Source organism: Pigmentiphaga sp. GD03639, assembly GCF_029845405.1.
Classification (GTDB): domain Bacteria; phylum Pseudomonadota; class Gammaproteobacteria; order Burkholderiales; family Burkholderiaceae_B; genus Pigmentiphaga; species Pigmentiphaga daeguensis.
On sequence record NZ_JAOCLR010000006.1, the window covers coordinates 40477 to 60210 of the forward strand.

General features: G+C 68.8%; 19 protein-coding genes. 11 read left to right on the plus strand and 8 right to left on the minus strand.

Annotated elements, in window-relative coordinates:
- The first annotated feature begins 78 nt into the window (after positions 1-78).
- Complete coding sequence (locus N5K27_RS08180) at positions 79-720, plus strand: MarR family transcriptional regulator (protein WP_279815703.1); 642 nt, start codon at positions 79-81, stop codon at positions 718-720.
- Positions 710-2176: a deoxyribodipyrimidine photo-lyase gene (locus N5K27_RS08185; RefSeq protein ID WP_279815705.1), complete on the plus strand. Its 1467-nt coding sequence runs from the start codon at positions 710-712 to the stop codon at positions 2174-2176. The genes N5K27_RS08180 and N5K27_RS08185 overlap by 11 nt, the downstream gene beginning before the upstream one ends.
- Before the next feature lie 13 nt (positions 2177-2189).
- Here the strand turns inward: N5K27_RS08185 and N5K27_RS08190 are convergent, their stop codons facing one another.
- A complete protein-coding gene (locus N5K27_RS08190; RefSeq protein ID WP_243724481.1) occupies positions 2190-2642 on the minus strand; it encodes a MarR family transcriptional regulator in 453 nt (150 codons plus the stop codon).
- Between the two features lie 85 nt (positions 2643-2727).
- Between N5K27_RS08190 and N5K27_RS08195 the strand changes: the two genes are divergently transcribed.
- Positions 2728-4419, plus strand: a complete 1692-nt coding sequence (locus N5K27_RS08195; RefSeq protein WP_279815707.1) for an FAD-dependent oxidoreductase — start codon at positions 2728-2730, stop codon at positions 4417-4419.
- Positions 4420-4584: 165 nt separating this feature from the next.
- Here N5K27_RS08195 and N5K27_RS08200 read toward each other — a convergent pair whose 3' ends face one another.
- Positions 4585-4818: a DUF2188 domain-containing protein gene (locus N5K27_RS08200; RefSeq protein WP_279815709.1), complete on the minus strand. Its 234-nt coding sequence runs from the start codon at positions 4816-4818 to the stop codon at positions 4585-4587.
- 71 nt (positions 4819-4889) lie between these two features.
- Between N5K27_RS08200 and N5K27_RS08205 the strand changes: the two genes are divergently transcribed.
- Together N5K27_RS08205 and N5K27_RS08210 are read left to right on the plus strand one after the other, a co-directional pair.
- A complete protein-coding gene (locus tag N5K27_RS08205; RefSeq protein ID WP_087838003.1) occupies positions 4890-5957 on the plus strand; it encodes an XRE family transcriptional regulator in 1068 nt (355 codons plus the stop codon).
- A 6-nt stretch (positions 5958-5963) separates the two neighbouring features.
- Positions 5964-6458, plus strand: a complete 495-nt coding sequence (locus N5K27_RS08210) for a hypothetical protein (protein WP_087838002.1) — start codon at positions 5964-5966, stop codon at positions 6456-6458.
- Positions 6459-6483: 25 nt separating this feature from the next.
- Here N5K27_RS08210 and glmS read toward each other — a convergent pair whose 3' ends face one another.
- Positions 6484-8316 carry a glutamine--fructose-6-phosphate transaminase (isomerizing) gene (glmS, locus tag N5K27_RS08215; RefSeq protein WP_279815712.1) on the minus strand — a complete coding sequence of 611 codons (1833 nt, stop codon included), beginning with the start codon at positions 8314-8316 and terminating at the stop codon, positions 6484-6486.
- A gap of 169 nt (positions 8317-8485) precedes the next feature.
- Here glmS and N5K27_RS08220 point away from each other — a divergent pair, with 169 nt between their 5' ends.
- Positions 8486-8956 carry an Lrp/AsnC family transcriptional regulator gene (locus N5K27_RS08220; protein WP_087838000.1) on the plus strand — a complete coding sequence of 157 codons (471 nt, stop codon included), beginning with the start codon at positions 8486-8488 and terminating at the stop codon, positions 8954-8956.
- A 3-nt stretch (positions 8957-8959) separates the two neighbouring features.
- On the opposite strand, the gene glmU is transcribed toward N5K27_RS08220, so the two are convergent.
- Positions 8960-10339: a bifunctional UDP-N-acetylglucosamine diphosphorylase/glucosamine-1-phosphate N-acetyltransferase GlmU gene (gene glmU, locus N5K27_RS08225; RefSeq protein WP_087837999.1), complete on the minus strand. Its 1380-nt coding sequence runs from the start codon at positions 10337-10339 to the stop codon at positions 8960-8962.
- Positions 10340-10406: 67 nt separating this feature from the next.
- On the opposite strand from glmU, the gene N5K27_RS08230 reads away from it, so the two are divergent.
- A complete protein-coding gene (locus tag N5K27_RS08230; RefSeq protein WP_132979544.1) occupies positions 10407-11273 on the plus strand; it encodes a DUF6279 family lipoprotein in 867 nt (288 codons plus the stop codon).
- Between the two features lie 13 nt (positions 11274-11286).
- On the opposite strand, the gene N5K27_RS08235 is transcribed toward N5K27_RS08230, so the two are convergent.
- From N5K27_RS08235 to N5K27_RS08250, 4 genes are all read right to left on the minus strand, one after another.
- On the minus strand, positions 11287-11916 hold the full coding sequence (locus N5K27_RS08235) for a glutathione peroxidase (protein WP_087837997.1): 630 nt from the start codon (positions 11914-11916) through the stop codon (positions 11287-11289).
- Between the two features lie 25 nt (positions 11917-11941).
- Positions 11942-13129, minus strand: coding sequence for an FIST N-terminal domain-containing protein (locus N5K27_RS08240; RefSeq protein ID WP_279815717.1), 1188 nt, complete (start codon positions 13127-13129; stop codon positions 11942-11944).
- A gap of 79 nt (positions 13130-13208) precedes the next feature.
- The gene (locus tag N5K27_RS08245) at positions 13209-13916 is read right to left on the minus strand and encodes a PhaM family polyhydroxyalkanoate granule multifunctional regulatory protein (protein ID WP_279815719.1); all 708 of its coding nucleotides are present in this window, start codon (positions 13914-13916) and stop codon (positions 13209-13211) included.
- Positions 13917-13941: 25 nt separating this feature from the next.
- On the minus strand, positions 13942-14931 hold the full coding sequence (locus tag N5K27_RS08250; RefSeq protein WP_087837994.1) for a fumarylacetoacetate hydrolase family protein: 990 nt from the start codon (positions 14929-14931) through the stop codon (positions 13942-13944).
- A gap of 167 nt (positions 14932-15098) precedes the next feature.
- Between N5K27_RS08250 and N5K27_RS08255 the strand changes: the two genes are divergently transcribed.
- The 4 genes from N5K27_RS08255 (at position 15099) to N5K27_RS08270 (ending at position 19729) form a co-directional block, all read left to right on the plus strand.
- Positions 15099-15833 (plus strand): DUF3108 domain-containing protein, encoded by a 735-nt coding sequence (locus N5K27_RS08255; RefSeq protein WP_132979545.1) that lies wholly within the window; start codon positions 15099-15101, stop codon positions 15831-15833.
- Between the two features lie 107 nt (positions 15834-15940).
- Complete coding sequence (locus N5K27_RS08260; protein ID WP_279815723.1) at positions 15941-17011, plus strand: enoyl-CoA hydratase/isomerase family protein; 1071 nt, start codon at positions 15941-15943, stop codon at positions 17009-17011.
- Entirely contained in the window at positions 16995-19142 is a 2148-nt protein-coding gene (locus tag N5K27_RS08265) for an acetate--CoA ligase family protein (protein ID WP_279815725.1), read from the plus strand. Before N5K27_RS08260 ends, N5K27_RS08265 begins: the two co-directional genes overlap by 17 nt.
- Positions 19139-19729 (plus strand): 2-hydroxychromene-2-carboxylate isomerase, encoded by a 591-nt coding sequence (locus N5K27_RS08270; protein ID WP_279815727.1) that lies wholly within the window; start codon positions 19139-19141, stop codon positions 19727-19729. Before N5K27_RS08265 ends, N5K27_RS08270 begins: the two co-directional genes overlap by 4 nt.
- Positions 19730-19734 lie beyond the last annotated feature (5 nt).

Consider the following 19734-nt stretch of genomic DNA (forward strand, 5'->3'; position numbering starts at 1 on the left):
AGCCCTAAGTATTTTTCAAGCCCCTTCCGAGGCCCCCCGGACGGGTATCATTTGCGCGAGCACACCCCCCGGAAGACCATGAGTTCCGCCGAAGACACCCGCAAGATCCTGGAGCATTGGCAGCGCGCGGCGCCCAACGACCGCCTGGCCCACCTCGTCAAGGACGCCACGCGCGCCTTCGTCCGCGCCTTGCAGATGCGACTGAACGAGCATCACGTATCGTTCGGACATTGGGCCTTCCTGCGCATCCTGTGGGTCCAGGACGGGCTGACGCAGCGCGAACTGAGCGACGAGGCGGGCGTGATGGAGCCCACCACCTACAGCGCGCTCAAGGCCATGGAGGCCCTGGGCTACGTCGAGCGCAAGCACCTGCCGGGCAACAAGAAGAACATGTACGTGTACCTGACGGACCGGGGCCGCGGGCTCGAGCGCAAGCTGATCCCGCTGGCCGAGGACGTCAACCGCATCGGCATCCGGGGGCTGACGGCGGACGAAATAGGTGTGGCGCGCAAGGTGCTGCTGGGCATCATCGCCAACCTGGCCGAGGACGAGGAAAAGGCCGAGGAACGCAGCCTGCGCATTCCATCCACCCGGGAGTTGTCGCGCCGCGTATCCGAGCGCGTGGAGCGCCAGCGCGCCCGCGCGCCCCGGCGTGAAACCGAGGCGCGGGCGCAGGCCGCCGCGCCGCGCCGCAGGCGGGCCACCGTCCATGACGAGTGACGCGCGGGCCGGGACCGCCCTGGTGTGGTTCCGGCGCGACCTGCGCAGCTTCGACCATGCGGCGCTGCATCAGGCGCTGATCCGCTACGGGAAGGTGCATTGCGCCTTCGTCTTCGATACCGACATTCTCGATGCCCTGCCCGCCCGCGCGGATCGACGCGTGGCGTTCATCCATGCCTGTGTGGTGGAGCTGGACGAGGCGCTGGACCGCCTGGCGCGCGAGGCGGGAGCCGCGGGAAGCGGCCTGATCGTCCGCCACGGCGGCGCGGCGGCATGCATCGTCCGGCTGGCGCGGGAACTCGGGGTGCGCGAGGTCCTGGCCAATCGCGACTACGAGCCCGATGCCATTGCGCGCGACCAGCGGGTGGCGCGGGAGCTGGCGGACTGCGGCATCGCCTTCAGCGACTACAAGGACCAGGTGGTGCTGGACAGGGATGAACTGCTGACGCAGCAGGGGCAGCCCTACAGCGTGTTCACGCCGTACCGGCGAGCGTGGCTGCAGCGGGCGGATGGCTTCCAGCTCGCGTCCTATCCGGTCGAGCGCCATGCCGCCCGCCTGGCGCCCAAGCCCCCGGGCGAGCATCCGCCCGCGCTGGAGGCGCTGGGTTTCCTGCCCACCAACCTGTCCGAGCTGGCGCTGCCCACCGGCATGCGGGGCGGCCGCGCGCTGCTGCGGGATTTCGAACGCCGCCTGGCGCGCTACCACGAGACCCGGGACTATCCCGCGCGCAAGGGCGTCTCGTACCTGTCCACCCACCTGCGCTTCGGCACCGTGTCCATCCGCCAACTGGCCGCGCTGGCACGCGGCCATGGCGGCGAGGGCGCGCAGGCCTGGCTGTCGGAACTGATCTGGCGCGAGTTCTATCAGATGATCCTGTGGCACCACCCGCACGTGGTGCATGGCTGCTTCAAGCCCGCCTTCGATCGCCTGTCCTGGGACGATGCGCCCGAACTCTGGCAGGCCTGGCGCGAGGCCCGCACGGGCTACCCGCTGGTGGATGCGGCGATGCGCCAGTTGCACCAGACCGGCTACATGCACAACCGCCTGCGCATGGTGGCGGCTTCGTTCCTGACCAAGGACCTGGGCATAGACTGGCGCCAGGGCGAGCGACACTTCGCCCGGCACCTGAACGACTATGACCTGGCGGCCAACAACGGCGGCTGGCAATGGGCGGCTTCCACGGGCTGCGACGCGCAGCCGTGGTTCCGCATTTTCAATCCGGTCACCCAGTCCGAGAAGTTCGATCCCGACGGCGGCTTCATCCGTCGCTACCTGCCCGAACTGGCGCGCGTGCCCGACCGGTACATCCATTTCCCCGCCGCGATGCGGCCGGTGGATGCCGAGGCGTGCGGCCTGCGGCTGGGGCGGGACTATCCGCTGCCGGTCGTGGACCACGCGCGGGCGCGCACGCGTACGTTGATGCGATTCGAGGCGGTGAAATCCCTTCCCGCCTGAATACCGCGCCGCTTCAATCGACCGACCCGGCGTAGGCGGCCAGGTCCTTCAACAGGACCGACAGGTTGCGGCTGCCGACTTCCCTGACCATCTCTTCCTGGGCCACCGCCACGGCCCGCCCGAAATCATCCAGCCACGCCAGTCCCGTGGGTGTGAAGCGCACGATGCGGGCCCGCTTGTCCGCCGGATCGGCCACGCGTTCCACCAGGCCCAGTTCCTCGCACTGTCCTATCAATTCGTTCATTGCCGCGTTGGTCATGGCCGAGCGCCGGGCCAGGTCGGTGATGCGCGTGCCGTCCAGGTCCAGGTGGCGGGTCAGGTTCACGTGCCAGCGGCGAGTCTCGGCGTGTCCCGCCTCGGTCATCAGGTCCATGACGCGCTGCTCGAAGCGGCGCAAGGCGCTGTTGAGCACGCGGCCGGGATTGTGGGTACGCCAGTGGTAGGCGTTGCTATCAAGGGTTTTCACGGGATCGAATCGGATTGTGCGGGGCCATTTGCTTTGGTAACCTAAATAAATATCGAACCTGGCCGCCCGGAAAAGGAAACATACGATGCTTGACGATGCACAGTCTACTGTCGGGGGCCTGGACCGGCTCGACGTCGACGTGCTGGTCGCCGGGGGCGGGCCGTGCGGGCTGATGCTGGCGAACGAACTCGGGCCGCGCGGCGTGCGCTGCCTGGTCGTGGACGCCAAGCCGGGCACCGCCTTCAATCCGCAGGCCAACGCCACCCAGGCGCGAACCATGGAGCACTTCCGCCGGCTGGGCTTCGCGCACGAGATCCGGGCGCTGGGCTTGCCTGCCGACCATCCCACGGACATCGCGTACTTCACGCGCTACGCGGGCCACGAGCTCGCGCGCATCAAGCTGCCCACGGCCGCCCAGGCCGCAGTACGGATCAAGACCATGACGGGTTCCTGGAGCGCCGCCGAACTGCCGCACCGCGTGTCGCAGAAATTCGTCGAGGCGGCGCTGCGGCGGCATGCCCAGGCCTGGCCGTCGATCGACCTGCGCTACGGGTGGGCCTTGAAGGAATTCCGCGAGGAGGACGATGGCATCGTCGCGCGAGTGCAGCCCGTGAAGGGCGGCGACCCCGTGGAGGTGAAGGCGAGGTTCCTGGTGGGCGCCGATGGCGCGCGCAGCTTCGTCAGGGGACAACTGGGCATTGAGTGGGGCGGCGTGACGGGTATCCAGCGCGAGTTCATGGGCGGCAAGATGTTCGCCATCTACCTGCGCTCGCCCGAATTCCTGTCCAGGCTGCCCCATCCCAAGGCCTGGATGTACGTCGCGGTCAACCACCAGCGGCGCGCCTTCATGGCGTCGGTGGACGGCGTGGCCGAATTCGCCTTCCATGCCGCGGTCCACCCCGGAGAGACCCCGGAAAGCTGGACCGAGGCCGATGCCCGCCGCATCTTCGCCGAAGCCGTGGGAGCGGACGTGCCGATGGAAATCCTGTCCATGGGTACCTGGCTGGCCGGACACGCGCTGGTCGCCCGGCGTTTTCGCCGCGGCCGTGCGTTCATCGCCGGCGACGCGGCACATCTGTTTACGCCCACCGGCGGCCTGGGCTACAACACGGCGGTCGAGGATGCCGTGAACCTGGCGTGGAAGCTCGCCAGCGTGCTGAAGGGACAGGCGCCGCCGGCGCTGCTGGACAGCTACGAGGCCGAGCGCAGGCCGTTGGCCGAGCGGAATACCGGCTTTGCCAGGCGCTTCGCCGATTCGGTGGGGCTGTTCCAGGCCAGGGCCGTGCTGGAAGCGGATACGCCGCAGGGCGAGGCCGAACGCATGGCGGCCGCGCGCCACCTGGACGAGCATGCGCGGCTGGAGTTCAACATTCCCGGCGTCACGTTCGGGGGGCGCTACGACGGCTCGCCCATCATCGTGGGCGACGGCGTGCCGCCGCCGCCGGACGAACCCAACCAGTACGTCCCCACCGCCAGTCCCGGCGGCCGGCCACCGCACATGTGGCTGGAGGACGGCCGTTCGCTGTTCGACCTGTTCCACCGCGAATGGACGCTGCTGGTGCTGGGCGAGGACGAGGCGCCGCACACGGGTTTCGAGATCGCCGCGCGGGAGCTGGCCATCGACCTGAAGCCCCTCCGCTTGGCGTCGCCGGCGCTGCGCGCGTTGTACGAAGCGCCGCTGGCCCTCATCCGGCCCGACCAGATCGTCGCCTGGCGGGGCGCAAACGCCGGCGAAGCGCGCGCCGTGCTTGCGCGAGTAACCGGCCGCCAGGCTTAACCCCGCACCAACGGCCCTTTCAGGAGGCCGAGCGGCGTGGCGTCGAGGACCACCGCAAATGGGGCGCCGCCGCTCGCCGTGCCCTTTGGGTAATGTTTTTCTCAATCTCCGCCATTGCCGCTCGCATGAGGTCATCCGTGCTCGGCATCTTGATATCGAACTTGATCATTTGTTGTCCTTCGGCGGGCAGGGGTCGTTGCCGTAAGAGTCGCGAGCACGGATGCGCCCGTTCTGGCCGTGGATCAGCAGTTCGCCCTGGCCTTGGCGCGCCATTTGTCGACCGGTTTCGATCGCTTGGGCCTGTGTGTCGAACACCTGGGTTGCGCGTTGCCCGCCTTCGCGTAGCGCGCCCCAGCCGTTATCGCGCTGGACGACATGAACGTTTTTCCGGTTGGCCATCAAGTTGACTTAGATGAGTTTACAAACGACAATATTAATAGTCAAGTTGTAAACAATGGCGCGGAGAAATCATGATCGGAAACCGACTCAAGAGGGCGCGCGAGGCCCTCGGGTTGTCGCTGCGCGAACTGGAAGCCGCTATTCAACGGCAGGTCTCGGCTCAGGCCATCGGCAAGTACGAACGCGATGAGATGATGCCGAGTTCAACGATCTTGCTGGCGATGGCCAAAGCCCTGCAGGTCTCGCCCGAGTACCTGCTGAGCGAGCGCGAAATCGAACTGACGGGCGTGGACTTCCGGAAAGCGCCCCATGCAGGCGCCAAGGAGGAGCGTGCCGTGGAAGCTACTGTGTTGGATCAGGTCGAGCGGTACCTGGAGCTGGAAGAGTTGCTACCCGGTGTGGAGCAACCCTGGGATGCTCCCGACGATCAAGCATTTCAAATTGGCCGCATCGAGGACGCCGAGCGGGCGGCCGAGGTATTGCGCCGGCTCTGGAAGCTTGGCATTGACCCCATCCCGTTCATGTCGGAGTTGCTCGAGGACAAGGGCATCAAAGTGATCGCTTTGGAATTGCCGGAGAACGTGTCCGGCTCCAAGGCATTCGTGCGACGCCCCGACAGTCAGGATGTGCCGGTGATCGTGGTGAACCAGCGGCACAATGGGGAGCGGCAGCGATTCACGCTCGCTCATGAGCTCGCTCACTTGGTGTTGCGCTTTAGCGGGCTCAGCGATGCGGAACAGGAAAAGGCCGCGGATCGGTTCGCCGGCGCCTTCCTGATGGCCAAGGACATGGTGCTTCGGCTGTTGGGATCGCATCGAACGTCCATTTCCATCGGCGAACTGGTTGAATTAAAGAAGCTGTTCAAGGTTAGCATCGCATCACTGGTTGTGCGATGCGCGCAATTGGAAATCGTCACCAAGGCGGTCTATGGGCGCTTGTGGGCTCAGATCAAAGACCTGGGCTGGAATAGCCAAGCTTCCAGTGAGCCAGGCGCGCTGAAGGCGGAAGTGCCGCAGCGGATGGAGCGCCTATGCTTGCGAGCTGTCGCCGAAGGCGCCATATCGGAAGCTCGGGCGGCCGAGTTGCTGTGCATCAGCGTTCGTGAGTTGGATCGTAGATTGATGGGGCAGCCTGCCTGACCCACCATGATCATCCTGGTTTCTGACACATCCGTCTTGGTCGACTTGGAGAGGGGTGGGCTACTTGAGCAAGCGTTTTCATGTGGCTTGACGATGGTGGTGCCAGACCTGCTTTACGTTCGCGAGCTGGAGCCCGAAAATGGCCCCTTGCTGCGCAGGCTGGGCTTGGGGGTCGTGGCCTTGAGTCCGGATGAGGTCGAGTTCGCGCAGCAGATCCGAAAGCAACGTCCGGGCTTGTCCCTGCCGGACTGTTTCGCGCTGAGTTGTGCGCGACGCCAGGGCCATGCCCTTGTTTCTGGCGATAAACTCTTACGGACAGAGGCCCAAGCACGCCATTGCATCGTCTATGGATTGCTGTGGATGCTGGATCAGATGGAGGCGTCGGGGAACGTTGACTCCTCGATGCTCCATGAAGGACTCTCGCGCATCTGGAACCACCCGCGCAAACGGCTGCCGAAGGGGGAGGTACTGAGACGGCTGGAGTGCTGGGCGCCGCGCTGACGGCAACGCCCAGAGCCGACTGGCATCACTCCACCGTCACGCTCTTGGCCAGGTTGCGCGGCTTGTCCACGTCGGTGCCGCGCGCGCAGGCCGTGTGATAGGCCAGCAATTGCATCGGCACCACGTGCAGGATGGGCGAGAGCCAGCCGTAGTGCTCGGGCATGCGGATCACGTGCACGCCGGTTTCCGAGCGGATGTTGCTGCCCGCGTCGGCGAACACGTACAGGTGGCCGCCGCGCGCGCGCACTTCCTGCATGTTCGATTGCAGCTTCTTGAGCAGGGCGTCCTGCGGCGCCACGGTGATCACGGGCATCTGGTCGGTGACCAGGGCCAGCGGGCCGTGCTTGAGCTCGCCGGCGGGATAGGCCTCGGCGTGGATGTAGCTGATTTCCTTGAGCTTGAGCGCGCCTTCGAGCGCGATCGGATAGTGCATGCCGCGGCCCAGGAACAGCGCGTTTTCCTTGCGCACGAACTCCTCGGCCCACGAGATGATCTGCGGCTCCAGGGCCAGCACGGCCTGGATGGCGACCGGCAGGTGGCGCAGCGAGCGGATGTGGTCCGCTTCCTGTTCCTCGGACAGGCGGCCCTTGCTCTTGGCCAGCGCCAGCGTCAGCAGGAACAGCCCGACGAGCTGGGTGGTGAAGGCCTTGGTGGACGCGACGCCGATCTCCACGCCCGCGCGGGTCAGGAAGTTCAGCGTGCATTCGCGCACCATGGCGCTGGTGGCCACGTTGCAGATGGTCAGGGTGTGCTTCATGCCCTGCTGCTGCGCATGCTTGAGCGCGGCCAGGGTGTCGGCGGTCTCGCCCGATTGCGAGATGGTGACGACCAGGCTGCGCGGATTGGGCACGCTGGTGCGGTAGCGGTACTCGCTGGCGATCTCGACGGCGACGGGCACCTGCGCGATGGCTTCGATCCAGTACTTGGCGGTCAGGCCGGCGTAGTAGCTGGTGCCGCAAGCCAGGATCAGCACCGAGTCGATCTGGTCGAAGACGCTGGCGGCGGTATCGCCGAACAGCTCGGGCGTGACGGTCTCGATGTCCTGCAGGGTATCGCCGATGGCGCGCGGCTGCTCGAAGATTTCCTTCTGCATGTAGTGCCGGTAGGGGCCGAGGTCGGCCGCGGCGGTGTGCGCGACCACGGCGCGGGCCGGACGCTCGACCGGCTGGCCGTTCTCGTCGATGATCCAGACGCGCGCGAGCTGCAGGTCGACGACGTCGCCGTCTTCCAGGTAGATGATGTTGCTGGTGGTGCCGGTCAGGGCCAGGGCGTCGGAAGCCAGGAAGTTCTCGTTTTCGCCCAGGCCGACGATGAGCGGCGAGCCGTGGCGGGCGCCGACCACGCGGTGCGGTTCGTCGCGGCAGAAGGCGGCGATGGCGTAGGCACCCTGCAGGCGCTTGACCGTCTGCTGCATGGCGGCGAACAGGTCGCCGTCGTACAGGTGGTTGAGCAGGTGGGCGATGACCTCGGTGTCGGTCTGGCTTTCGAACTCGTAGCCGTAGCCTTGCAGTTCGGCGCGCAGTTCCTCGTAGTTCTCGATGATGCCGTTGTGCACCAGCGCGACGCGGCTGCGGCCGTTGCGGTCGGCCGAGAAGTGCGGGTGCGCGTTGTTGGTGGCGGGGGCGCCATGGGTGGCCCAGCGGGTGTGGGCGATGCCGGTGAAGCCGGTCACCTTTTCCCCGGCGATCAGCGACTCGAGCTCGGCCACGCGCGAGGTGCTGCGGGTACGCCGCAGTTCGCCCTCGAGATGGACCGCCACGCCGCAGGAATCATAGCCGCGGTACTCCAGGCGCTTCAGGCCTTCGATCAGAACGGGAACGATGTCGCGTTGGGCGACGGCGCCGACGATGCCACACATGGTACTGGTGTCCTTGATGAACGGGTTCGGCGCAATTCTGGTCTTTTCGGGAAGAAATGTAATTACTATTTTTAGGTATTTTTTTGTGAAAATTTCTCCGCCACGGGTAGAAGAATTTTTATTAAAAAAATACCATAATAGTTATTGAAAATTTCACTTCAGTCCGCCCATGACCCTGACCGTGGACCTCGACGACGTCGATCGGCGCATTCTGTCGGTTTTGCAGAACGACGCCACGCTGACCAACCAGGAACTGGCCGCGCGCGTGCACGTGTCGGCGCCGACCTGCCTGCGCCGCGTCCGGCGCCTGGTCGAGCAGGGGGTGATCGAGAAACAGGTGGCCATCGTCTCGCCCGAGAAGGTGGGCGCCGGCCTGACCGGCATCGTCGAGATCACGCTGGACGTGCAGGCGGCCGAGCGCCTGGCCGAATTCGAGGCCGCCATGGCGCGCGAGGCCGCCGTGACCCAGTGCTACCGGGTCTCGACGGGGCCGGACTTCGTGCTGGTGGTGCAGGTGCCCGACATGGCCGCCTATCACGCGCTGGCGCACCGGGCATTCACGGCACAGGGCAATGTGCGCAACGTCCGCACGTTTTTTTCGGTGCACCGGAGCAAGTTCGATACGCGGGTGGCGATCTGAGGCTTATTTTTTGACCGGCCGCTTCCAGCCTTCCACCGTCGCCTGCGGCGCCCGCGAGAGCGTGAGCCTGTCAGCGGGCGCATCCTTGGTCAGCGTGGTGCCGGCGCCCAGCGTGGCGCCACGGCCCACCGTGACGGGCGCGACCAGTTGGGTATCCGAGCCGATGAAGACGTCGTCCTCGATCACGGTGCGCGACTTGTTGACGCCGTCGTAGTTGCAGGTGATGGTGCCGGCGCCGATGTTCACCCGCGCGCCCACGGTCGCGTCGCCGACGTAGCTGAGGTGGTTGGCCTTGGAACCGGTGTCGAAGCTGCTGTTCTTGATCTCGACGAAGTTGCCCACGTGCGTCTGGTCGCCCAGCTGTGTGCCGGGGCGTAGCCGCGCGTAGGGGCCGATGCGGGCGTCGGCGCCCACGGTGGCGCCGTCCAGGTGGCTGAAGGCCGCCACGCGGGTGCCCGCGCCGACGCGCACGTCGCGCAGCACGCAATTCGGGCCGACCGACACGCCATCGGCCAGTTCGACGTTGCCCTCGAAGACGCAGCCCACGTCGATGAAGACGTCGCGGCCGCAGCGGAGGTTGCCGCGCACGTCGAAGCGGGCCGGGTCGGCCAGCGTGACGCCTGCTTCCAGCTGGCGCTCGGCCTGGGCGCGCTGGTAGATGCGTTCCAGCTCGGCCTGCTGCACGCGGCTGTTCACGCCCAGTGTTTCCCAGTCGTGGTCGGGGGCGGCGGACAGCACGGGCACGCCGTCGGCCACCGCCATCGCGATGATGTCGGTCAGGTAGTATTCGCCCTGGGCGTTGTCGTTCTTGAGCGCGGCCAGCCAGCGCTTGAGCGCGGCGGTGGGCGCGGCCAGGATGCCGGTGTTGACTTCGCGTATGGCGCGTTCCTCGGGCGAGGCGTCCTTGTGCTCGACCACCCGGTCGATGGAGCCGGCGCCGTTGCGCACGATGCGGCCATAGCCGGTGGCGTCGTCCAGTTCCACCGTCAGCACGGCCACGGCGCCGGGCTTCGAGGCCTGGGCGTCCAGCAGCCGTTTCAGGGTGTCGCTGTTCACCAGCGGCACGTCGCCGTACAGGACCAGGGTGACGTCGCCGGGGCCGTCGCTGCCGGCCAGTTCGGGTACCGCTTGTTGCACGGCGTGCCCCGTGCCCAGCTGGGGTTGTTGTAAAACGAATCCGAGGTCCGTGTCCTGCTCGTAATGGCGCTTGACCGTGTCGGCGCCATGGCCGACCACCAGGACGATGCGGGAGGGGTCCAGCGCCCGCGCGGCGCCGAGCACGTGGGTCAGCATGGGACGGCCCGCCAGCCCGTGGAGCACCTTGGGCAGGTCGGACTTCATGCGCTTGCCCATGCCGGCGGCCAGGATCACGATGTTGAGCATTTGCAGCACTACTCCGGTTGGAGATGGGTGAAAGCGTGGCAGTTTAAGGCAGCTTCGAGACGAACATATGATCAGAAGTGTATTGATCGTTGTCATCCTGGGCCTGGTGGCCGCCTGCAGCGGCGTGAAGCTGGGCTACAACAGCGCGGACAAGGTTTTGGCCTGGCGCATGGACGACTGGTTCGACCTGTCGGATGGCCTGCGCCAGCCGGCCCGCGACCGCCTGCACCGGGTGCTGGCCTGGCACCGGCGCGAGGAATTGCCGCGCTACGCCGATATTCTGCGCTCGGCCGAACGCAGGCTGGTAGACCCGGCGCCGCTCAGCGCGTCCGAACTGCTGGCTTTGCAACAACAGGTGACGGGCCGCCTGCAGGTGCTGGGCGGCCGGGTGGCCGACGAGTTCGCCGAGGTACTGGTCCAGTTCGGTCCCGCGCAGCGCCGCCGCCTGCTGGCGCGGCTGGCCGAGAACAACGACGAGTTCCGCGAAGACTATGTGGATGCCGATGCGGACGCCGTGCGCAAGCGCCGCATCGACCAGATGGTGGACCGCTATCAATTCTGGCTGGGGCGGCTGTCCCCCGAACAGCGCGCCCATCTCGAGCAATGGGTGGACGCGCGCGGCGCGGACGCGGCCTGGCGCCTGTCGCTGCGGCAGGACCGGCAACGGATATTCGTCGGTATCGTGGACGAGGCGGTCCGCAGCAAGTCGCCGCCGCAGACGGCCTCGCGTCTGCGGGCATTCTTCTCGGACCTGGAGACGCCGGCCGCGGCGCCGGTGCGGGCACGCCATGAAGACGGTGAACGGGCGCGCGCGCAGTTGACGGCCGATCTCTTCAACATGGCCACGCCGGCCCAGCGCGACAAGGCGCGCGAGCGGCTGCGCCGGCTGGCGGAGGATTGCCTGGCGCTGGCCGCGCAGGGCGCGGCGTCGTAGCGGTCTGGCGCGGTCAGCCCGCCAGCAGTTTCTCGATCTCGCGGGTCATGCGCGCGTCAGTGGGCTCGACCGCGCTGGGGAAGGCGGCCACGGGCTTGCCGTCGCGGCCCACGAGGTATTTGTGGAAGTTCCACTTGGGCTGCTGGCCGGTCGCCTTGGCCAGCGTGGCGAACAGCGGGTTGGCATCCTTGCCCGATACCACCGACTTCGAGAAGATCGGGAACTTGACGCCGTAGGTGTTGAAGCACAGGTCGGCGATCTGTTCCTTGGAGCCGGTCTCCTGGGCGAAGTCGTTGGACGGGAAGGCCAGCACCACCAGCCCGCGGTCGCGGTACTTGGCGTAGACGCGCTCCAGTCCTTCGTACTGGTAGGTATAGCCGCAATAGCTCGCGGTGTTGACCACCAGGAGCACCTTGCCGCGGTACTGGCACAGGTTCTGCGGCGATTCGTCCTGCAGCCTGGGGAAGGTCACGTCCAGCAGGGCGGGGCAGGCGCCGGCGGCTGCGGCAGGGGTGTCGGCCCGGGCGGCGCGGGGCATGGCGGCCAGGGCCGCTGCCGCCAGCAGCGCGGTGGCCAGCACGATGGCGGCACGGCGCAGCGGATGCGGCGCGGCGGCCGCGTGATGGGGGTGGGATGGCTTCATGATGCGGCTCCCGGCGGGTGCGCCGTCAGAGGAAGACGGCCAGTACGCCCGCATACCAATATAGCCGGTCTTTGAAGATCTCGCCGTTGGCATACAGGCCGATCAGCGGCAGGTCGCCCAGTTGCTGCTGGACCAGTTGCATCTCGGCCGACGGGCCGCCGAACAGGGTGCCGGTGCGGCCCAGGCAGGAGATGTACAGCGCGCCGCGCACGCGCTCCATGCCGCCGTGCTCGGACTCGATCTGTTCGCGCAGCGAGGTGCATGCCCGGATCAGGTCGGCCTGCGCGGCCGCCCGGTCCCGGCGGCAGAACACGACATGGTCGGCCTCGTCCAGGTCGGAACCCAGGGCCAGCGCGCGCTCGTGCGGATCGACGCCGATCAGCGGCCGCACCTGGTAATCGCCGTGCATGAAGGCGTCGCCGCTGCCCATGCCGACGAAGGTGCCTTGCAGCATCTGCACCGCCGCCGGCATGGTCGGGGCGCCGGCCGGCGTGGCGCGCCGCTGCAACATGTCCGGCGCGCCCATGTCCCGCAGCAGCACGTCCAGCGCGGGCACGCCGTCCAGGCGGTTGAGCCGGCGGCCCGCTGACTCGGTAACGCGATGGACCGGTCCGATGGGCTGGCAGCTCTGGCTGACCCGGCTGGCGACGGCGACATTCTCGGACAGCACCACGCCCGACAGGCCGCCGGACAGCACGCTGTCAGCGATGGTGGTTTGCGGGTGGCGGCTGCTGGAGACACCGCCGAAGACGGTCGCCCCGGCCAGCTTGCCGCGCATGTCATGGACCAGGTCGGCCAGGTCGGGCGTGGCGGCGTCGGCATGGACCAGCGCGGTCCAGGCGGCGCGGCGGCCGTCGGGCGTGCGCGCCAGCCGCTCGGGCGGCGGGGTGGCGCCCGAGAAGACCTGGAAGTCGTCGGGAGCGAAATCCGCCAGCATCAGCGCGATGGCGGGTTCGTCGATGTATTCGGCGGTGCCGGCCGCGATGCCCACCCCTATCGCGCCGGTCCAGTGCGTCACGCCGGTGCGTTCGCGCAGGAAGGCCAGGATGTCGGCGGCCTCGGCGGCGTGGTGGTCGGTCAGGTACAGGAAGCCGAGCGTCGCGCCGGCGCCCGCGCCGACCCGGCTGGCCCGTTCGATCTGCGCCAGGCACAGCGACGCCGACATGCGCCAGTCGGGGTGCGTGGCGTGGGCCCAGGGGAACTGCGAACTCATGGCGCCGCCCCGCGGTTGCCGCGCGGCGCCCTGCCCGTGGCGGGGCGGGTGCCTGTCGCGTTCGGCCGGGCGGTCCCGGTCATGGCCGGGCCTTGGGCTTGCGGGCCCGGGACGCCGTGCCGGTGCGCTTGGCCGCGGGTTTGGCCGCGGCGGCGGCCTGCCCCTTGTCCGCCTTGGTTCCGGCAGCGGGAGGCGTGGGCATGGACGCGGCCGCGGCGGTCGCCATGCGATTGAACTGGTCCTGCAGCATGTTCCACCAGGGGTTCGCGGCGGACGGATTCGCGGCGGGCGCCTCGGCGGACTTGGCCGAGGCCTGCTGTGCCTGGTCCCCGGCCTTCGGGGCCGCGTCGGGCTTGTCCTGGCCGGCGGGCTTCGCGGCGGGCTTGGCCGGCGCGGGCCGCAGTCCCAGAGCGACTTCCAGCGGCGAAGGCGGCGCGTCGGCGTCGCCCCCGCCGTATGCCTCGCTGGCGGTCTGCGCGAACGAGCGCAGGGTGGAGATGGTGGCGCGCTGCACTTCCAGGCCCTGTATGGTTCCGCGCAGCATGGTCAGGTTCAGGTTCAGCCAGTTTTCGACGGCGCGCAGGTCGTTGATGCGGCGGTCCAGGTCGTCCAGGCCCATAGCGGGCGAGATCGGCGCCGCCTGCGGCAAGGCGCCCAGGCTGCCCCAGACCTGGCGCAGCATTTCCATGCTTTGCAGCACCGGGTTGGCGATGTTGCCGTCGCTGCCGGGAAGCTGCAGGCCCGGGATGCCGAAAGGGTTGCCGGAACCGGCGGTATGGGAGGCCATGTCGGTTTCCTCGCTGGGAAAGGCGCTACTGCTGCTCGGGCGCGGCGACGACCTGGTCGATGGCGCCGAACAGGCTGGCGCCCGTTTCGTCGAACATCTCGATGCGTATAGTGTCGCCGAATTTCATGAACTCGGTGGTGGCCGAACCGTCGGCGATGACTTCCAGGCACCGCTTCTCGGCGATGCAGGCGTAGCCGACCGACGCATCCTTGTTCGAAATGGTGCCCGAGCCCACGATGCTGCCCGCGCGGCAGTTGCGCGTCTTGCAGATGTGCGAGATCAGGCGCGGGAAGCTGAACACCATGTCGGTGCCCGCATGCGGCCGGCCGACGACCTTGCCGTTCCAGGTCACCGTGAGCGGCAGGTGCACCATGCCGTCGCGCCAGGCGGCGCCCAGCTCGTCGGGCGTGATGGCCACGGGCGAGAAGGCGGTGGCCGGCTTGCTCTGGAAGAAGCCGAAGCCCTTGGCCAGTTCGTTGGGAATCAGGTTGCGCAGCGAGACGTCGTTGGCCAGCATGATGAGCCGGATGGCGTCCGCCGCCTCGGCGGGCGTGGCGCCCATGGCGACGTCGCCGGTGATGACCGCCACCTCGCCTTCGAAGTCGATGCCGAAGGCTTCCGCGCCGCAGACGATGTCGTCGGTGGGGCCCAGGAAATCGTCGCTGCCGCCCTGGTACATCAGCGGGTCCGTCCAAAACGTCTCGGGCATCTCGGCGTTGCGCGCCTTGCGCACCAGCTCGACGTGATTGACGTAGGCCGAGCCGTCGGCCCACTGGAAGGCCCGTGGCAGGGGGGCCGCGCATTGCTCGGCCGAGAATTCGAACGGCCGCACGGCGCGTCCGGCGTTCAAGGCGTCGTACAGGTCCTGCAGCTGCGGCGCGATGAAATTCCAGTCGTCCAGCGCGCGTTGCAGCGTGGGCGCGATCTCGGTGGCGAAATGGGCGGTGCGCAGGTCGCGGGAAACGACGATCAATTGGCCGTCGCGCGAGCCGTCGCGATAGGAAGCGAGTTTCATGGCTGCCTGGAAGGAATGCGATGGGGGGACAAGATGCCGAACAGTAACACGAGGCGGGCAGGGGCCGCGGCAGCCCGGTAGCAGTCGCTAACAGCCTGGCCGCGCGGGTCCAGTACGATAGAGGCATCACCGTATCGAGGGCCGCGCGAACGCGGCCCGGACTCGCCATGCCTTTCGTCTTTCGTCCCTCTCGCCGACATTTCACCCGCGCCTGCGCGGCCCTGGCGTTGGCCGCCGCCGCGCCCGCGCTGCATGCGGCCGAACGCTATTCGCCGCCCGCCTCGGCCGTCTTGACCTACAAGCTGAACGCCTCCGCCAAGGGCTTCAAGATCAACGTCGACAGCACGCTGGAATGGCAGCGCAACGGCAGCGACTACCGGCTGGTGAACCGCGGCAGCTTCCTGTTCTTCAGCTTCGTCTGGGAAAGCACCGGCAAGGTCGGCGACGACGGCCTGCAGCCCGCGCGCTACCAGGAGACGCGCAACAAGCGCGTCAAGACGGCCGAGTTCGACGCCGCCGCGGGCCGCCTGCGCCTGCCCAGCGGCAACGAGGAACCGCTCAAGCCCGGCACGCAGGACCGCATGTCGGTGCTGCTGCAACTGGCCTCGCTCGGCCGCGCCGACAGCGGCGCCTTCGCCGACGGCAAGGTCGTGCCCTTTCGCGTCGCCGGTTCGAGCCAGTCGGACAACTGGCGCTTCCGGGTGGTGGGCCGCGACAAGCTGTCCACGCCCATGGGCAGCATCGAGGCGGTGCACCTGAAGCGCGAGCGCGACCACGACGATGGCCAGAAGATCGAGGTCTGGCTGTCGCCCGCGCATGACTGGCTGCCGGTGCGGGTGCTGTCGAACGAAGCCGACGGCGACTTCCTGGACCAGGTGGTGCAGAAGATCGAGCGGTCCTAGCCCCCGGGCTGCGTTGCTCGCGCAGCAACGCATTGTTCCGCCCACGGTGATTGTCCACCCCGGTAGCGCCCGCGAGAATGGGCGCCTGGCATTTCCCGGGTGGTTCCGTGTCTTCTTCCTTCGTTTCTTCCGTGCTGCGGGACGGCATCGCCATCCTGTGGATCGATCATCCTCCGGTCAACGCCATCGGAGCGGACGTGCGTGCCGCCCTGGCCGAGGCGTTGGCCGGCATCGAGCATGACCGGGCCCTGCGCGGCGTGGTCGTGGCCGGCACGGGCCGTATGTTCTCGGGCGGCGGCGACCTGCGCGAGGTCGGCCGGCCCGATGCGTCCGGCACGGTCCGCATGGCCGACCTGGCGCGGCGCATCGAGACTTTCCCCAAGCCCGTCGTGGCCGCGGTGCGCGGCAAGTGCATAGGCGGCGGCACGCTGCTGTCGCTGGCCTGCCATGCGCGAGTCGGCGCCGACGACGCGCTGCTGATGCTGCCCGAGCTGAACCTGGGCCTGGTGCCGGGCGCCGGCGGGACTCAGCGCCTGCCGCGCCTGGTGGGCCTGGAGGCCGCCCTGGACATGGTGACGCGGGCCCGGGGCGTGGACGCCGCGGCCGCGCTGGCCCAGGGGCTGCTGGACGAGGTGGCCGACGATCCGGTGGCCGCCGCCGTGCGCCGCGCGAGCGACATCGCGTCGGGCCGCCTGCCGTGGCGGCGCACCGCCGAGCTGGCCGTTCCTGACGGCGCGCAGGCCGACGCGCTGCGCGCGCGCTACCTGGACGTGGCCGAGCAGGCTTTTCCCGGCCGCGAGGCCGGCCCCCAGGCCGTCGACCTGATCCTGGCCGCCGCGGCCTTGCCCTTCGAGCGGGGCTGCGAGGCCGAGCGCGAGCGTTTCGCGCAACTGGCCGCGGGCCCGCAGGCCCGGGCCCTGCTGCACCTGTTCTTCGCCGAGCGCGCGCTGGCCAAGGCCGCCGATGCGCCCGATGCCGCCACGCGCGCCCGCATCGCCCGCAGGCTGCGCGCCGCGGGCGAGCCCGTGCCGCCCTATGCCGCCTGGACAGAGGCCGCGCGCGCCTGCCTGGCCGAGGGCCTGGCGCCGCGCGCCGAATTCATCGATGTCATCGCTGTCAAGGACTGCGGCTTTCCCGCCCTGTCCGGAGGACCCCTGCACCATGCTGGACCGTATTGAATCCCCCGTCCGCGAGCACGCGGCCGGTTCCCTCGATCCGCTGTTCTCCCCGGCTTCGATCGCCGTGCTGGGGGCCTCGGCCGATCCGCTGAAGATAGGCGGGCGCCCCATCAAGTTCCTGAAGGCGCACGGCTATGGCGGCACCATACTGCCCGTGAACCCCCGGGGGGGCGAGGTGCAGGGGCTGCCGGCCCTGCGCGGCGTGGCCGAGCTGCCGTGGGGCGTGGACCACGCGGTCGTGGCGCTGCCGGCCTCGGCGGTGCTGGAGGCCGCGCAGGCCTGCGCCGACCGCGGGGTGAAGGCGATGACGGTGTTCAGCGCCGGCTTCGCGGAAGTCGGCCCCGAAGGCGCCGCCATGCAGGCCCGGCTGTCGGCGCTGGCGCGCGAGAGCGGCATGCGCATCATCGGTCCGAACTGCATGGGCGTGATGAACTTCCGCATCGGCATGATCGCCAGCTTCGCCTTCATGGTGGACCTGGGCCTGCCGCGCCTGGGCCGCACCGCGCTGGTCAGCCAGAGCGGCGCGTTCGGCGGCCAGGCGCTGGTGATGGCCCGCCGCCGCGGGCTGCCGCTGGGCGCGTGGGTGACCACCGGCAACGAATGCGACGTCGAGATGGCCGACTGCCTGGCGCACTTCGCGCGCGACGACGAGACCGACGTCATCATGGGCTACATGGAAGGCTGCCGCAGTCCCGACCGGCTGGTGCATGCGCTGGCGCTGGCGCGCGAGCGCGGCAAGCGCGTGGTCATGGTCAAGGCGGGCAGCTCGGACGTGGGGCGGGCGGCGGCGCAGTCGCACACGGGCGCGCTGGCCGGCAACGACCGTGTCTTCGACAGCCTGTTCCGCCAGTACGGCGTGCATCGCGCCGACTCCATCGAATCCTTCTTCGACGCCGCCTACGCGGCGGGCAGCGGCAAGCGCATCACCGAAGGCCGGGTGGGGGTGTTCACCGTGTCGGGCGGCGTGGGCGTGCTGATGGCCGACGTCGCCGAGCACGAGAAGCTGGACATGGCGCCGCTGCCGCAGCCGGCGCAGGACGAACTGCGCGCGATGCTGCCGCTGGCCGCCGTGCGCAATCCGGTGGACGGCACGGCGCAGATCTGGAGCGACATGGAACTGTTCCGGCGTTTCCTGCGCACGATGCTGCGCGAGGGGCGCTACGAAGCGGTGGTGTTCTTCCTGACCGCGATGCCGTATTCGCCGCCGTTGCAGCAGCCGCTGGCCGAGATCTTCGCGGACCTGCGCCGCGAGTTCCCCGAGCCGGCCCTGGTGTTGTCCATGCTGGCGCCGCAGGCGCTGCAGGACGAACTGGCCGACCACGGCTACCTGCTGATCGAGGATGCCTCGCGCGCGATCCGGGCGCTGTCCGCGCTGCGCGCGCTGTCGCGGTCCAGCCCCGGACCGGCCGACCCGGCCAGCCTGCCGAGCGTGCCGCACTTCCCGGCGCTGGAGGCGGCCAACGAGCATGCGGCCAAGGAAGTCCTGGCCCGGGTGGGCATTCCCGTGCTGCCCGAGCGGGCGGCGGCCGATCTCGACGCCGCCTGCGCGGCCGCGTGCGAACTGGGCTATCCCGTGGCGCTCAAGGTGCTGTCGTCCGACATCGTGCACAAGAGCGAAGCGGGGGGCGTGGCGCTGGACATCGCCGACGAGGCGGGGCTGCGCCAGGCCTGGGCCGCCATGCGCGAACGTGTCGCGCAGGCCGCGCCGCGGGCGCGCATCGAGGGCATGCTGGTCGCGCCCATGGCGCCCGCCGGCGTGGAAATGATCCTGGGCGTGCAGCGCGATCCGGTGTTCGGCCCGGTGGTGATGGTCGGCATGGGCGGCATCTACGCCGAACTGCTGGACGACGTATCGCTGTGCGTCGCGCCGGTCGACGCCGAGGGCGCGATGCGGATGGTGCGCGAGCTCAAGGCCTTCCCGCTGCTGGACGGCGCGCGCGGCCGGCCCCGCGCCGACCTGGACGCGCTGGTCCGCGCCATCGTGCGCCTGTCGGTGTTCGCGCACCAGCACGCCGACCGCATCGCGTCCATCGACATCAATCCTTTCCGGGTGTTCGAGGCCGGCCGCGGCGCCGCCGCGCTCGATGCCGTGCTGCTGACCCGCGAAGCGGAAGACGGAGGCCACGCGTGAAGACCCTGACCTTCTATTTCTCGCTGCTGTCGCCCTGGGTCTACATGGCCGGGCCGAGGCTGCACGAACTGGCCGCCGAGACGGGCGCCCGCATCGTCTACCGCCCCATCGACCTCTTGCGCGTGTTCCGGGAAACCGGCGGCGCGCCGCTGGCGGGCCTGCATCCCTCGCGCCGGGCCTACCGGGGCGTAGAGCGCACGCGCTGGGCCCGGCACCTGGGCATGCCCATCAACGACCAGCCGCGCCATCATCCCGTGGACGAGTCGCTGGCGGCGTGCACCGTGCTCGCCGCCGAGCGCGCCGGACTGCCCGCCTGGCCGCTGGCCCAGGCCATCCTGGCCGGGGTGTGGGTGCGCGACCTGGACATCGCCGATCCGGAGACGCTGGTCCGGATCGCCGACGAGGCCGGCTATCCCGGCCGCGAGCTGGTGGCCGAGGGGGATACTCCGTCCTGCCGCGGTCTGTTCGAGGACCATACCCGGGAGGCGCTGGCCAACGGGATATTCGGCGTACCGAGCTTCGTCATCGACGGTGAACTGTTCTTCGGACAGGATCGCCTGGATTTCGTGCGTCGCGCGCTTGTCTGACTAAG